General features: G+C 35.3%; 11 protein-coding genes. 4 read left to right on the top strand and 7 right to left on the bottom strand.

The window, feature by feature from the left end; translation table 11 throughout:
- The first annotated feature begins 7 nt into the window (after positions 1-7).
- The 3 genes from NLG42_RS19635 to NLG42_RS19625 all read left to right on the top strand — a co-directional run bounded on the left by NLG42_RS19635 (position 8) and on the right by NLG42_RS19625 (position 2897).
- On the top strand, positions 8-337 hold the full coding sequence (locus NLG42_RS19635) for a hypothetical protein (RefSeq protein WP_257682020.1): 330 nt from the start codon (positions 8-10) through the stop codon (positions 335-337).
- Between the two features lie 655 nt (positions 338-992).
- On the top strand, positions 993-1928 hold the full coding sequence (locus tag NLG42_RS19630; protein ID WP_257682019.1) for a GNAT family N-acetyltransferase: 936 nt from the start codon (positions 993-995) through the stop codon (positions 1926-1928).
- 36 nt (positions 1929-1964) lie between these two features.
- Positions 1965-2897 (top strand): phospholipase D-like domain-containing protein, encoded by a 933-nt coding sequence (locus NLG42_RS19625; RefSeq protein WP_257682018.1) that lies wholly within the window; start codon positions 1965-1967, stop codon positions 2895-2897.
- 166 nt (positions 2898-3063) lie between these two features.
- Here the strand turns inward: NLG42_RS19625 and NLG42_RS19620 are convergent, their stop codons facing one another.
- From NLG42_RS19620 to NLG42_RS19600, 5 genes are all read right to left on the bottom strand, one after another.
- Positions 3064-3924: a hypothetical protein gene (locus NLG42_RS19620; RefSeq protein WP_257682017.1), complete on the bottom strand. Its 861-nt coding sequence runs from the start codon at positions 3922-3924 to the stop codon at positions 3064-3066.
- A gap of 46 nt (positions 3925-3970) precedes the next feature.
- Complete coding sequence (locus NLG42_RS19615) at positions 3971-5020, bottom strand: hypothetical protein (protein WP_257682016.1); 1050 nt, start codon at positions 5018-5020, stop codon at positions 3971-3973.
- Between the two features lies 1 nt (position 5021).
- Positions 5022-7349: a hypothetical protein gene (locus tag NLG42_RS19610; protein WP_257682015.1), complete on the bottom strand. Its 2328-nt coding sequence runs from the start codon at positions 7347-7349 to the stop codon at positions 5022-5024.
- Between the two features lie 206 nt (positions 7350-7555).
- The gene (gene avs4, locus NLG42_RS19605; protein WP_257682014.1) at positions 7556-12241 is read right to left on the bottom strand and encodes an AVAST type 4 anti-phage nuclease Avs4; all 4686 of its coding nucleotides are present in this window, start codon (positions 12239-12241) and stop codon (positions 7556-7558) included.
- Positions 12242-12331: 90 nt separating this feature from the next.
- Complete coding sequence (locus NLG42_RS19600; protein WP_257682013.1) at positions 12332-13087, bottom strand: restriction endonuclease; 756 nt, start codon at positions 13085-13087, stop codon at positions 12332-12334.
- Between the two features lie 246 nt (positions 13088-13333).
- Between NLG42_RS19600 and NLG42_RS19595 the strand changes: the two genes are divergently transcribed.
- Positions 13334-13567, top strand: coding sequence for a hypothetical protein (locus NLG42_RS19595; RefSeq protein WP_257682012.1), 234 nt, complete (start codon positions 13334-13336; stop codon positions 13565-13567).
- Between the two features lie 39 nt (positions 13568-13606).
- Here the strand turns inward: NLG42_RS19595 and NLG42_RS19590 are convergent, their stop codons facing one another.
- Together NLG42_RS19590 and NLG42_RS19585 are read right to left on the bottom strand one after the other, a co-directional pair.
- Positions 13607-14050: a hypothetical protein gene (locus NLG42_RS19590; RefSeq protein WP_257682011.1), complete on the bottom strand. Its 444-nt coding sequence runs from the start codon at positions 14048-14050 to the stop codon at positions 13607-13609.
- A gap of 10 nt (positions 14051-14060) precedes the next feature.
- A complete protein-coding gene (locus tag NLG42_RS19585; RefSeq protein WP_257682010.1) occupies positions 14061-14684 on the bottom strand; it encodes an SOS response-associated peptidase in 624 nt (207 codons plus the stop codon).
- Positions 14685-14805: the final 121 nt, after the last annotated feature.

Below are 14805 nucleotides of genomic sequence, written 5' to 3'. Positions count from 1 at the left end.
AATAAACATGATAAAACCGACAGAACAACAATTGCAGGGAGTTTGGGAAAATGAAGACAATGCCCCATTCAATTACAATAAAAAATACAATTTAACCTTCTTTATTGGGCACCTAATCCTTTCATTAGAACATGACAAGGATGACAAGACAGTTGTCATAGCAGATGGCAATTTTACGGTTGCTGATCTTGATGAATTTCGCTTTAAGCTCAAAATTGAGAATAGCGAACATAAAGGTTCGCAAGATATAATCTGCAGAATGTACATAGATAAAAATCCCTCATCATTTGTAGCAACGATCCCAGGCTATCCCGATCTGTATTTTGTGAGAAAGTAACGCTGTTTCAAGATGTTTCCAATAGCGCTGATTCTCGTTTATAGGTGAAAAAATGAAATGAGCACAAATATAAAATGAAATGTGCATTTTGTCTTTTTTCTTTAGACTGGAAGATAGTCAATTGGCTACCAATTGAGGCGCCCCATAAAGCTGCCCATCAGGCGTCCCATAACCAAAAATGTAGTCCATTATGCCTTCTATGAATGCCCTGAGGCAGGCATGTGGGTATATTTTCGCACAAATTGCACATTTCAATTTTTTGCAAGAAATGCAATATGATTTCGATATCCCAATAGACATGGGGCTTTGGACGATATCTGAAATTTTGAAATTGAACATTTGAATTTTTCGGATTTATAGGTGAAAAAATGAAATGAGCACAAATATAAAATGAAATGTGCATTTTGTCTTTTTTCTTTAGACTGGAAGACAGTCAATTGGCTACCAATTGAGGCGCCCCATTAAGCTGCCCATCAGGCGTCCCATAACCAAAAATGTAGTCCATTATGCCTTCTATGAATGCCCTGAGGCAGGCATGCGGGTATATTTTCGCACAAATTGCACATTTCAATTTTTTGCAAGAAATGCAATATGATTTCGATATCCCAATAGACATGGGGCTTTAGACGATATCTGAAATTTTGAAATTGAACATTTGAATTTTTCGGATTTATCTAGAGTTTTTTTATTTACGACTTTAAGTGATGATTTATTTAACTTAGCAACTATAATGTATATTATCCACAAATCAATGTATAAAGTAAAAAAATTCAGTTCGGCTTCAGAGTTTTTAGATACAAACGGGGACTATCTTTACTCAAATCCGATGGAACATGTTCTTTTGATAAATGTTATAGAAGGGGTGAGGCAGAATATGCTCCGCGTATTTCAGGCCTTTAATATAGAATCAGAAATAGATGGCACTCTGGTTATGGTATTTGTTGTGGACGGACATTGCTTGATTTACAGCAGTCGGTATGATGAAGCTTATCTAAATATATTAGCAAGTGAGCTCCCATTTGATAAACTAAAAGACGTTGTATTTGCAGGAGATAAGAAGACAATTGAAAATCTGCTTTTATTTAAAAGTTTACATTTTGAATTGGAAAAGCATCTGGTTATTTATAGATGTGAAAAACTAAATCCTAAATTTAGAGTCAGTGTAGGACGCATGCGTTTAGCAGATCAAAATGAAACGAAAGAACTCATAAAACTGAGTCTTGATTTTACGGAGCAGTACGAAGGAATAAGGGAAAACCCTATAGAGATGAAAGCAGCAGTTGAAAATGAAATAAGAGAAAAAATGCTTTTCGTATGGGAAGCTGATGGCATCTGTGCGTTAGCTGTTGAGATGAACAGGCAGTCATTCGACTATCCTGAAATTGGAAAACTTTATACTGTACCTGAAAAAATTGGACGAGGATTTGCGAGTTCTCTTCTGTATAAACTTACAGAAAAGATTCTGTCTGAGCATCCTTTTTCCATGCTCTACACCAATGGAAACAACTCTGCATCAAATCGAGCCTGCATAAAGGCTGGTTATATATCCATAGCTGATTATGCCCGTTTTGTCCTTAAGGGTGATGCATAGACATATTTGTGGAAAAACTCTTAAGCACATATAAAAATGGAATTATTCACAACCAATATCGAACAGGTTTTAATGGAACGCTTCGGAGGAGCTGAGAAGTCAATTTACATAGTGGTGGCTTGGTTTACTAACCCAAAGATTATATATAAGCTAATTGAATTAAAAAAGAGCAAAAATCTGGATATTCAGATACTTACCGATGACAACCATATCAACGACAAATATTTTTATCAATTGTATGGGAAAGAAATTTTAGATGTAGGTATTGAGCTTAAGAAGCAGCATTTCAAGAAATTCAATCATAATAAATTTGCAGTGCTGGACAATGAGACAATTATTATGGGATCCTACAATTACACTGGAAATGCAAAGAAAAATTTGGAGAATATTATAGTTGAGAAAAATAGAAAAGCGGCTGACTATTATTATCGTAATTTCAGGTTTTTTACTGATGTTGCCTACGTAGATCCTGTTTTGGAGATTCTTTTTGAGGATTTTGATTTTGCGAATAGGCTTATCTCCATGTATTTTCCATTTTCTGCGGGTCTTTTTAAAAAGATCAAGAGAAAGCTTCATTTGGGATACTGTTTTACGCACGAAAATGGGCTATATAATGAAATCAGTTACGATGCGGGACTGATTTTTAACCCTAAGTGGAAACTCCATAAAGAGCTAAAAATGGCTGTCGGGAGAGATATAATTAGAGAGTATTCGATTTCTGACCTGCATAGCAAACTGTCGCAAGAGTTTGAGCTGCCTGTTTCGAAGGAGCTGATTGTAAATTTTAAAATTAATAAGAGTAATGACTTTAATTATCAGATTGTCAGAGAGACAGCTCAGTTTGAAAGTTCAGGAGTTGACTACGAAGCACTTGCCGAACTTTTTGAAGGAAATCAGAAGGCTTATATAGCCTATTATACCCAAAAATTTCAAACCATTTGTAGCCTTTCCGAATATTGTAAAAAATAATATCGACATAGTTATTGAAGATTATATCTGGCATAATAATTTTGCCCCTTTTTTATCGGAAAAGATTGTCGAAAAAATTTACAGGCTTTCATAAAATATGTGATTCAAGCCCTTTTCGGTACAAAAAAGGATAGAATTATCCTAAGAATCTAAGGAACAATCAGTATCAAATATGAATCTTTTCAAAAACCTCAATGCCCAGCATATTTTTAATCGCCAGCAGTTTTGCGGGAAATTTTCCCTCCATGGCAAGAATTACCCGACTGTTGGGTTCTAAGTTTTTTATTATCTGTTCGGCCTCGATTAGATGCTTGTATTTGATGCATTGAAAGAGTCCGCGAAGGATATCATCATCTGCAGATATTATGGATTTGGCCTCAACAGCAATCAATTGTCCTTTAAAGGTAAATAAAACATCGATGCAGTCCGCCGATGGAAGCCTATATTCCAGTTGTCCCTGTCCCGTGTTTAATCCTAATAATTTTGGTCTTTTAGCCAAAGCTTCTTTAAATGTCTTGTGACTTTGGCTTTCCCCTCCGCCATAACCGCCAGCTTTGGCTTTTTCAATTAAAGAACTTATGTCAATATTTATCTCATTTAGATTTAGTGCATCGAGGACACGATTCCAGTGGGGAAAAGTAAATATTTTGGTGAGATGAAACTTTATCAGTTCGGTTTTTCTGGATTTGCCCAACTTCTTAAATTCGGACTCACTAATGAACCATCCTATCCCTTCTCCCGGGAGATTAGTGACTTTATTGATAACAAGGCACTGAATGGGAGGGATTTCCAGATCAAGTTTCTTCCCCAAAGAGATAAGCCCATTCCCAATGGCTCCCAACGGATAGTTCAAATTTCGGGGATTAGGGATGCCTGTTTCATCTGTCAGATCAGAGTAGTATATTGGTCGGCCGGCCTTTGCCTGCCTCACTAAATACGGCAAGATCAATCGGGCACGCTGAAGCAATAATTTTTCACCAGTCATTAGATCTAGGTATGTGACTGATATTGTCTCATTTTTTGCCATTTGTTTCTTAAGTTTTGTGAGCCATAATTTTGTTGAACAAATAAGATTATAGAATTATTCTGGAAAAATATTCGTCCAGCTGCTGGTCAATGTCCTGAATGAATTTGCTCATTGGTCGTTTATGGATGCCATCTTTAGCGGAATATGTGCCCAATTCAATGCGTTCCTCAATTTTAATTTTCTCAAAAAGCTGTGGGAAGGATTCGCTTAATTTGTTTTTATATGTTTCCGAGTATTTCAATTTGCGAATGATCAGTTCCTCGATGACGTCAATTTGGGTATTGTAGATTCCTTTTATGTCAAATCTGTCACTAAGTTTAAGAGAATTAGCGGGGTCATAATCGTAGTCATCTGTAAAATCAATTTCAATTGGGTCCTGATCCAACAGAAAATAGGTTAATGTGCTCTCCAAGATACTGAAGGAAAATTTGCCGTTCCATTTTTTTTGGTCAACCGATAAATAATCAATTCCCATATCTCTATCTCCTTTTATAGTATTGCAGCTTGAACAGATAGGAAAAAGATTGAAAAGCGATATGCTCAGGGCAGGATATTTGGCTTTTGGGAAATAATGGTCAAATTGAAATTTAGCTTTATGCCTTGCCTGTTGTGAGGAAGCGGTCAAAACTGTTGGCTCGGGTTCGACAGTGATTGTATATTGGGCATTGCAGACATAGCATGCTTTCATGCCTATTTTTGGGTAAACCTTGCGAAGATTTTCCTTTCCTTTATTTTCATAGTTTAGAATAGTCATGACCTTCGTATGAAAATCTCTTTGTTTCGCATTGTCAAGACAAGTTGCGCAGCTGCCGCAGTCTTTGGTTTTTCCATTTGCTGTTACTGGCTGGGGACAGTCAGCGTATTCAAATTGAGGTTCACATAAATCAAACTGGATCTTAAGAGACTGCAGCTGTGTACTATCGGCGGTAATTAAAAGTTCCAACTTTCTTTCATTGTCCAAGAGGTCTATAAAGTTTTTGTACGCGCCAAAGTTGTGTCTTAAAGCTGAAAGCTGCCCCGACAATTTAGGAAGATCAAACGAAGATACGTACTCATTTTTCACCGAAGTGAACTTTGCAAAATCTATTGGTCCCATTTTACTTTATTTTTTTATTTATTGCATAAAGCTCCTGAGTCAATTCTTCCCTTCTTTTGATCAAAATCAAATTAACTTCGAATTGTTTATCAAGGAGTGATCTAACCGAGTTTTTTATGACCGGTTCTCCGATTAGATTTATTTTATCAACAAATTCGTTGTAGAGATCTTCAGTTAATTCCTTGTCCTTAACTTTTTCGATTTCTGAAATTAGATCTTTTATAAATTTTTTAGCAAATTCGCCCATAAATCCTTTCAGGAAAAAGTCATTTGCGAGCAGGTCGTGTATATTGGCACCAAAAGTCTGCATAAATTCTCTATCGGAAGGCCTGCCGTCCTCCAGCCTTAGAATGTTTTGGTTGGGTATATCCGATAATATAAACGGCGAATGCGTCAAAAACAGGATATTAAAATTCACTAAATCACCAAGAGAGTCTAATGCGCCGATTTCATCAAGCAGATCCTTGACCAACTTTTTTTGAAATTCAGGGTGGTAATATAATTCCACTTCGTCCAAGATTATATTGACGTAATCATATTTCCTGATATAGCTTTTCTGGACAGGCTCTACTGTCTTTAAATTATTAATATGATATATTATGGTATTGATGTTAAATATGTACTGCTGCTCTCCAGAGCTTAAATCCGATAATTTTACAATTGATTTGCCATTGGAAAATTCAATATCAATATCAAAAATTGCAGGGAAAAGCTCAGTTATGATATCGCCGGTTGCTGATTCTTCAGTTCCCATTTTGTCTTTTGCCTTAGTGATCCATAGTATTAGGTCTTCTTCCGTTAAATGCATTTCTTTTTCTATGTCCCAACTGTTTAAGAAGTCTAGCTCGGACATCCAGAAATCATGATTTACTAGAAAGTTATACGTCTGATTAAATTTTTTCGCTACGTGTGAGTCGGACTGTAGCAGAAACTCTTTGGCTTTTTCTATCTGCCATTTTTCAACTGCTTCAATGCTTTTTTCATAATCCAAATGTGAAAAATCCGGACGCACGTAAAAATGATTCATATATATGGATGAAATCTTATGAAATTTTTTGATTAGGTAGCCAAGACAATAATCAGTGATGGTATGGGGGCCGAGATTAAATTGGAACGGTCGGGGATATGAAGATAAAAAGTCCAGAAAAGTTTCCCGATTCTTATAGTCAATCTTTAGCTCGCTTAAAGTATAATAGTTTTTCTTTTTTAACTTAAAAATAAACCTTTTAAAACTATATTTTTTTAAAACGACAGCATGTTCGGAAGTCCTATATTGGTCGATAACATTATAAACAAGACGGTCGGTAGAAAGAGAAAGTTCTGAATTCACGTCTATGTTGCCTTCCGATCTAAAAGGATTGATTACATTTGGAGTCTGATAGCCATCATTTTTATGAAACAGTTTATGGATCCATCGTCCTAGATTATTTGAATTCATGGAGTGCAGGGAATAATTTAAAAGGATGGTGTAAAACATTTGTTCGGGGAGACCGCTTACAATGTTGCCAATTTTTTGGATTGTATGCACTTGCTCGGCCATATGATAAAAAATCTGGAAGTTTAGCTTATTTTTCAGTTTGTCATTAAACTGTTTTTCAGTCTGATAGATCTTAATTAGTTCTTTTATTTTATCCGAAAAAGACCTGTTCAAAGCAGCATAAACAAATTCGGTCTGATGCATGCTGTGCCTTATTTTAATGTCATAATGCTCCCTGCTGTCAATGTAGTATCTCCACAACTTTTTGCTCAGAGCCAGTTCAGATTCCGAAGTAGTGAAAGATCTGAGAGGAGTTACTAATCTATTTTCTAAATTTGAAGCAAGATTGCTACATAAATCAAGAAGTTCGTCTTCTTTTAGTTCATTTATTTTGCTTGAAATGTCAATCACAAATATATCATCTGTAGGAAAATAGCTTTTGATTTCTGAATAGTATTCTCGAACAAAAAGAGCTAAATATCTTAGGTTTGTTTCCGCTTCACTTGCTGTGGAATCCATAGTGCCATAGTGATGGGATGCCAAATAATATAGTATAAGGTTGTAAAAATCAATCAGACTGCTTTTGCCGCTGCCATTCTGTCCAACAACTGCACAAACGTTAATATTTAGCTTTTCCGTTGAATATATTGCTGACGGTATTTTTTCAGGGAAGAGCACAAAAACTTCATTTTCGCTAAGATTGCTGTTTCGCTTCAATATTTCTGCACCAAATCGATCTTTAAATAGTATGTCCTGGTAAAATTTGTAAATTACCTGCTTTTTTAGATTCTTCCTAAATTTTGAAGAAGTGCCGTTAAGGGGACGGATTGCCAGAAAGCGAAAATCATTCATGATTTATTATTTGTTTATGGATGAAAACAATTATTAGAATAGCCAAACTAATGGCTAATATAACGGGATTTGAAGAATTGCCGCACAGTGATTCTACGTTTTCTTCAATGCAGCACTTAAATTACTGCCTTTTTGAAGTTTTATGTTTTGCTTTAGATCCAACAAGCTCTCTCAGCATTTATTTCTGAAGGAATCTTCCATTAGCTCTAAAGGATGTCTTCCCTCAAAAGATAGGCGTTAACTGATGTACGTTCAACTAGATAATTTAAGATTGTGATCACCTGCTTTTTTGTCCTGATATCTTTCCTTACTTTTTCGCGATTTAAATACACATACTTTCGGATTAGATTTTCGAGATAGAATATTGTATTGTCATCTGATCTGTCCCTTCTCTTATCGTCCTGTTTACTGATAATCTCACTAAGCCATCCGATTCCATCATTTAGAAAATGGCTTCCAATGCTAGTAAGAATTTTTGAGAACGAGTTTAATGTTTCTGGTCTTTGACCCAAGTCATCCACAATATTCTGGTAAAATTGTTTGTCCCGATCTTGTAGGCTGTGCCATTCTTTCTTACCAGAACCCCAAATATAGTCTGCCAGCAAATACATTTGTATTAGTTCTGAGGCATAACGGCTGGTCTTCGTTTTTGAGATTATCAGAACTGCACTGTATAAGCGATCCCAAATCTTCCAAAAATTTTCGTATTTATTATACTGGTCCTGTGCAGAAATTATTTCTCGGATAAAATAGATGGATTCCTGGCTATCGGTTAAATGATTCTTAAATGGATCTATGAAAGCCGAAATGCAGTTCTGCTTTCTTTCTAATAAAAAGACTGCATATCTATTAAAAAATCTTGTACGGAAATGATACTGCATTGAATAGTCCGTATCTTTAACGAGCAGATCTCGAGAAGCGATCGGGGAAATTATTGATATTATATCTAGAAGCTCCTGATTCTGTGTGTCTACGGGTATCAGGTTGAAAATGATTTCCAGATGCTCTAAAGGATGCGTGGCAATATCGTGGTAATTAAGCGATAAGTCGAGAGTACTGAATTTTTTGATTTCCTTGGCGTGTTTTTTCATAAACATCCCGAGATGGTTTTCTTTTTTATTCCAACGGCTTGGTTTTTTATGCCTTTCGGCATCTAATAAAGGCTTAAATTTCAGAAATCCCGTTATGAATAGATGATTTAATTCACCATGGATTGCAAGTAGATCTCCATTGATGGTTTCAATGGCATAATCGCAGATTCTCTTATATGCGCCTAAAGGGTGATCATCAAAGAGAGTCAGCAGTAAAATTATTTTGATATCAGGCATCCTATCAGGAAATAGCTGGCCGATTTTAGGAAGTGCACTTATGGCGACCTCCACGCCGTCTGACATCTGGTAGCCGTAATCTTGTTTCAGATGAAGGTTGGCATAGCTAAAGACTACTTCACAGCAGTAGTTAAGATCCAGCTGGGGCAATTTTTCAGAAAACTCCTTTAATAGGGCAGCGCACACATATGCCGGCACTTCGGAATTTCTATTTTCTGCACCAGAGTTGAGATCATCAAGCAGTTCTTTGGCCTGCTTTAAGGCAAGTTCAGGCGAATGATCATATATTTCCGTACTGCCCGCTTCATTGCGGTTGTCGAATTTATTATGTGACCAGTTTTTTAAAGGGTAGTATCTTGAAAACTGAGAAACTGCTTTAAGTGCTTCCTCGCTGTGTTCTTTAAGGTCGTTTTCAATTTCAGAATTTAAGTTGATAATGGTCTGGTCGTTTTTTTCTTCAATTACTGGTGACATTTTTCTTCCATCAAGCTTTGAAATCAGTAGTCTTTTAATCATATAGTCATCTGAGGAGCCTTTTTTTTCAGGAAAACGTGAATAAAGTTGATCTATAATTTCGTGAACGGATTTAATTCTATGGGATGCTGTTTCATCAGTGGCGGACGGGTTGTAAAACAATTGGTAACTGACCATCATTGATTCCAAACTTTTTTTTCTATGGGGCTGGTTTCGGGCCTCATATCTTTCCCTATTGTAATATTGTGAGTCTGAATTCCATCCTCTTTGATAAAAGTTAGCGTTTCGTTCTTCTGAAAATGTGCAAATTCTATCCTGAAGTAGAATTTCAGGAGAGGAGAATAGGATTTTTTCAATATTAAAATATTTGCCGGGATATGCTTTAACTATACTTGAAGCAATAGCCGTAATGGAAGCAGAATTAGATGTCTTAATCATGAAAAGCAGACAAGTCTCGATTATTTTATCATCTGTAATTGGGGCTTTTACTAAGAGATACTTTTCTAAAGCCATATGTATAGACTGCAGCAGTTCGGGCGAATTGCCAAAACCTCTGTACATGCACCATAATTCAGTGCTTATGAACTGAGAATGAATCTTATCCTCTGGGAAATTCAATTGGAATTTCTCCAAGCTATTTTTATATTTAGAATTATTGAAATTCAAAACAGATCCGTTAACAAGTTCAATGATGAAATTCAAAGTTAGAAGAAAGTCCTTTTCCAAAAGATGGTAAACAGGAGTCTGGTAAGCGCTTGCCGGAGAATATTCCGATCGGCTTGAATGTCGTATTCCGTAATATCTTTCTAAGCCAAAACTTGCATCTGAATAAAATTGCGTTTTGTATTCTTTAGTGTCAATCCAGCATTTCCTTGCCAGAGCGATAATGCGATCAGGCATACTGTTTATAATTACGTAATTCTCGTATTTAGCTGTTAGAATTTTATCTACTAAATCAAAATAAGGCAAGTCTCTTCTTGAATATTCCTTCATTAAGATTTCATCGATTAAAGATTCCATTCTGTCTTTTATTTCTAACGATGAGTTGAGAATTATTTCAATGAGATTTTTTTCAATATGGAGATATTTGAATTCCTCATCCGTTTCAATTTTTTTATAGATAATCAGGGCAATTTGGCCTGCTTGTGAAGTTGTCTCGCCGGTAGGGTTTTTACGGGTCCATTCTACGAGAACAGGCATAAGGAAATCAATATTTTGTGAGTCAAAAGATTGAAGATTCTCAAAAATCAATCTTATTACGCAATTCCATCCTTTTCCTTTTGGTCTGGTAAAAAAATGTTTTAGATCATAATCCTGATATAATAGATTATGGGTTTCGTCAACATCCTTGCATGCAATGCGCAATAAAAAGACTATCTTTTTGAGATAGCGGAAATTATCCCTTAAAATCAGGTCATGAAATCGATTGAAAAATATTTGTGAATTTTCAGCAAGTAGAAGTGTGATGAAGATTTCATCTTTCCAAAAACTGCTTATCTTGGAACCATTGACACTTCTGCTTATAAAATTTTCTATATCCAAGGCTGAATCAGTTATCTTTCCCGATAGCCATTTACGGAAAGACCTTCTGATAGGCAGTGAATTTCCAATAAGAATAAAGAATTCCTCATAATTTGATGACTGTCTGAAAGCTCTTGAAATAATTACTTCCAAAGCCCATTCCTCATATATATCGTGAGTTATAAAATATCCGCCGTTGCTGGAATCGTACTTGATTATTTCATCATGCATCAAAAGAGCAAGGACTTCGCCAGAACAGTTTTCCGCAGTGGTAAAAAACTTTCCTGTATCCACTCTTTCTTTAACAATATCTAGGAAGCAGTTTTCTCTGAGGATATGAATGTTTTTACTTTTTATGCCTGAATTTTGAATTTTTTTGTTCCAAAGGATTTCCTTGAAGTGCAATGAGGTGGTATTTGCTTCGAACGCATCATAATTTGACAAATACTCGTCAAGGTAAAATAGATTGCAAAGCAAATTTCGAAATGATGTTTCGGCTGGGAGAACAAAGTGGTTTTGTTCCGCTAATTCCTGAAGGACTTCAATAGTAGGATTATCAATGAAAATTGATTGGAAGGAAACCCGATAAATGTCGACAAACTGAAATTTCAGGTCATCAAGGTAATCATTTCTGGTGGTGAAAATAATCTGCCACTCATCCTGAATGAGCCCTGCCAGGAACTCCTTAAAGACTTCTCTATTGTTGATTTCGGAAAGGCTCTCGGCAGAATCGATGACAACTACTTTAGAGGAATCATTTTTATGAATTTGTAAAAAGTCCACGAATGTTTTATCACCATACTGCTTGAATACATCCTGCATATTCTGCACATCGAATTCCAAAGCTTTAAATACATAAATAGGCTGTATTCCCTTAAATTCCCTGTAATATTCTTTGATCAAAGCTGTTTTGCCGCAGCCGCCGTCTCCATTAACGATTTTTAATTTTGTCGCAGAATCTTTTAGCTGTGACATTAAATCGGTGCGCGTAATATGAATTATCTTGTCTCGATATTTTATATCATTTTGAATTGAGTAAAGAATATTTTCCGAATGGGCGCTAATTCCATTTAGGAAATCTACAATATTAGATGCATCACTAAAATAATACTCTGCAATGTGGAAGTTTTGTGGATTGGCAAGCTGTATCTCGAAATTGCTTGGAACTTTCCAGATGATTTTGATTTTGAGTTTTTTGGCAGCTGATTCAATCTCCGATTTATACTTCGGTTCCTTGAGTGTCTTGATCCTGCTTTCAGAAAACTCCTTATTGACATATATGTATAGTGTCGTTAAAAGCGGATTTTTTGATTTGGCTTTTTCAAGCGAATCTATCAGATCATCTTTTTTATCAGCCAGTTTCACATCATAGAATTTAGATTGAAATCCTATAACTTGATCATCTATATTTATTGGCTCGACCTCTATGCCGGTCTGGTTTTTAAATCTAAAGATACCATAAGGCTTATTATGTTCGAGGCAGAACATATGATATGAAAGGTTTTCAAATACAGCTGATTCGCGCTGGTAAAATTTTGCCTTAAAGATATTCCAATTTATTTCGGTCATACTATTGTGATAATAATTAAAAAAAAGGATAAAGAATTTGACGGCTGAAAACAGGCTCGATTTATTGATTAGTAAAATATTAGCTTATTCTTAATATTTCTCCAGCCAAGTCTTGATATCTGAGAAATCTTTTAAATCAAGCTGGTTTTCAATCTGTTTTGCTGTTTCAATTGCATCTTTTGTAAAGTAACCAGTGGTTACAATTATACTTTTTGAAGGTTTGTGAATATATTGTACTCCAGCAACATCTCTAATTATTCCAACATCTACTTTTCTATCAGGAGCATACCTTTTGCATTCTACATAAGCAAGAAAATTTGTTGCAGCTGTGCTAATGCTTGCAATTATATCACGACCGCCGTCACGGGTAGCTTTCGTCAATTCAACTGCATAGCCGAGGTCTTTAAATATTGCTGCAATCAATTCTTCGAATTTTCGGGGATTCATTTCGTACATTTTTTCAGGATGACTTTTAAAGTATTTCTTCACTACGTCATCCATTTCAGTAATTATAATAGATGATTTTGGATCAAATAAGTTTGAGTGGTATAAATTCTTTTCGATTTTTCCAATTTCAGCATATTCGATCATTTTCTGAGTTAATTTTTCAACGGCATTTTCTTCCATTTCGATTGATACTGCAATATCCGCCAGGGCATAGGTTCCATCTTCTTCCTTTGCGAGAATTATATAACTCCAGTCCTTATCGTAATTATCCAATAAAACCGATCCTATGATATTTGCATCATCATCTGCAAACCAGTAATATTCCTTTGCAGAAAATGTCGAAAATCTCATAAAATCATAATTGTCAAATTTTTCGCGGCTTATGGATTTTAATGTCATAATAGTTGTTCGGTTTAATTTGAATACGATTTTTTTCTGCTTGTAATTTATAATTTTTAATTATTATTTAATTACGTGTTTCCGTAATAAAATATAATATCAGTAACTGATTTAAAGTCAGTTTTTTTACGTTATAAAATAATAAAACATTTGCAATTATATGCAGAGATTTTCCGCAACTAGAATAGGGATTCTTAAGATATTTTCATTACTCGTTGTGACATCTTTTATAAACAGAGGAATAGCGTGATCGTATACCTTGGTTTGGAGATCGAGCATCCGCAAAATTATATTGAAAGTGATGTGAAAAAGGTAAGCGCAGGAATTTCGTATTTTGAATTTTATTTTAAAACTAAGCTGGCCAAAGATTATAATGTCTTATCTGAAGATGAAGAGGATAAACTTCTTTTTAATCTAATTGATTTGTCAGTTGAACTTAAATTAAAGACCAGTATAAAGTATATTTTCATGTATCTCTAATTATCATTGTCTTAACAAATACAGAATTGATTTTATTCATTAAAGGTTTACAAGGTTTAACTTTATTTTTTTTATATATTCATCGGTTATGAAGCTCAGCTCAGGCTCCAGTTCCTGTATCTTTGTAGTGACTGCCTCTTCCTGTATTTTTTTTTCATGTACATATCGTTCCATTTTTTTCGACTTAGTTTCTTCAATTTTGATTTCATTGATTTTTGTCGCGCTATTGTCTACTTTTTTTACGGGATACATATTCTTTTGATGTTGTCGTCTTTCAAATGCTGCACTTTGATAGGCATTATAAATATAGTCATATAAAATTAACCTACATCTGTTAATATGCTCAATTGGCAGAGGATCTTCTTCTGCAAATTCATGCGGATAGGTATAAAGGGTAATTTCTATAGGTGAGTAAAGATCCATTTTGTAATAATCTATAAATTCTTGATTTGTAAGCCCTTTAAAATAATCAATTTCTTCCATGCCCGTTTTTTTATATTTGTAAAGCAATTAAATTTCCCTCATAAGGATAAGCAAATTCGGAAATAGCCACAGACTGGTCCAACCAAGCTGTTTCATCCTGCTTTTTGAGCATAATGGGCATTCTGTGTTTGTGGTTGTGTATAAAGTCCATTAGTCTGTTGGCTTTTGTAGTTACCATGGTATAGGTTTTTTTAATTTCATCTGTAACGGGATCCCTCCAGGACGAATACAAACCTGCAAAAGTGAAGATTTCATCATCCTGCGAGTTGATCTGGTATTTGTCCTTGCTTTTTCCCTTTTCATCATTCCAATGCCATTCGTAATAGGCGGATGCAATTATCAGGCAGCGGTTGTGCGTTATATTTTTGAATGATGCTTTCTCGTCAATGGTTTCAATGCGGGCATTAAGGGTGTTTTTCCTGAACTCAATGTCTTTTGCCCAGGAAGGCAGCAGCCCCCAAGTATAATCCGTTGTGATTAGATGCGGAGAGGAATTCAGTATCACAGGAATATTTGGATGGGAGAACCCGTTTATAAAATCCGACTGCAGATAGGTTTCCTCATTGTCGAGTTCCGCATTAAAGCGTCTTTTGAGATCTTCTATCGAGGCATTCTGCTGGGTATAATAACACATAATTTTCCGTTTTAAGGCTGTTTTAAAAATGTCTTATCCTGATACTAATTTGCCATTTTAAGGGCTTTTGTCTTTTTCATACAGCTTAAGTTTGAATAAACTATCTTATGGAAACTTGCCC

It is taken from the genome of Flavobacterium plurextorum, assembly GCF_024638035.1.
In the GTDB taxonomy this organism is placed as follows: domain Bacteria; phylum Bacteroidota; class Bacteroidia; order Flavobacteriales; family Flavobacteriaceae; genus Flavobacterium; species Flavobacterium plurextorum.
The sequence above is the reverse complement of the archived record's forward strand: the minus strand, read 5'-3'. Positions and strand labels throughout refer to the sequence as shown.

Bases quoted from the DNA above. Each gene is read 5' to 3' on its own strand.
- NLG42_RS19615 (WP_257682016.1), bottom strand. From the start codon at position 5,020: ATGGGACCAATAGATTTTGCAAAGTTCACTTCGGTGAAAAATGAGTAC.
- NLG42_RS19620 (WP_257682017.1), bottom strand. From the start codon at position 3,924: ATGGCAAAAAATGAGACAATATCAGTCACATACCTAGATCTAATGACT.
- NLG42_RS19590 (WP_257682011.1), bottom strand. From the start codon at position 14,050: ATGGAAGAAATTGATTATTTTAAAGGGCTTACAAATCAAGAATTTATA.
- avs4 (WP_257682014.1), bottom strand. From the start codon at position 12,241: ATGACCGAAATAAATTGGAATATCTTTAAGGCAAAATTTTACCAGCGC.
- NLG42_RS19610 (WP_257682015.1), bottom strand. From the start codon at position 7,349: ATGAATGATTTTCGCTTTCTGGCAATCCGTCCCCTTAACGGCACTTCT.
- NLG42_RS19600 (WP_257682013.1), bottom strand. From the start codon at position 13,087: ATGACATTAAAATCCATAAGCCGCGAAAAATTTGACAATTATGATTTT.
- NLG42_RS19635 (WP_257682020.1), top strand. From the start codon at position 8: ATGATAAAACCGACAGAACAACAATTGCAGGGAGTTTGGGAAAATGAA.
- NLG42_RS19585 (WP_257682010.1), bottom strand. From the start codon at position 14,684: ATGTGTTATTATACCCAGCAGAATGCCTCGATAGAAGATCTCAAAAGA.
- NLG42_RS19625 (WP_257682018.1), top strand. From the start codon at position 1,965: ATGGAATTATTCACAACCAATATCGAACAGGTTTTAATGGAACGCTTC.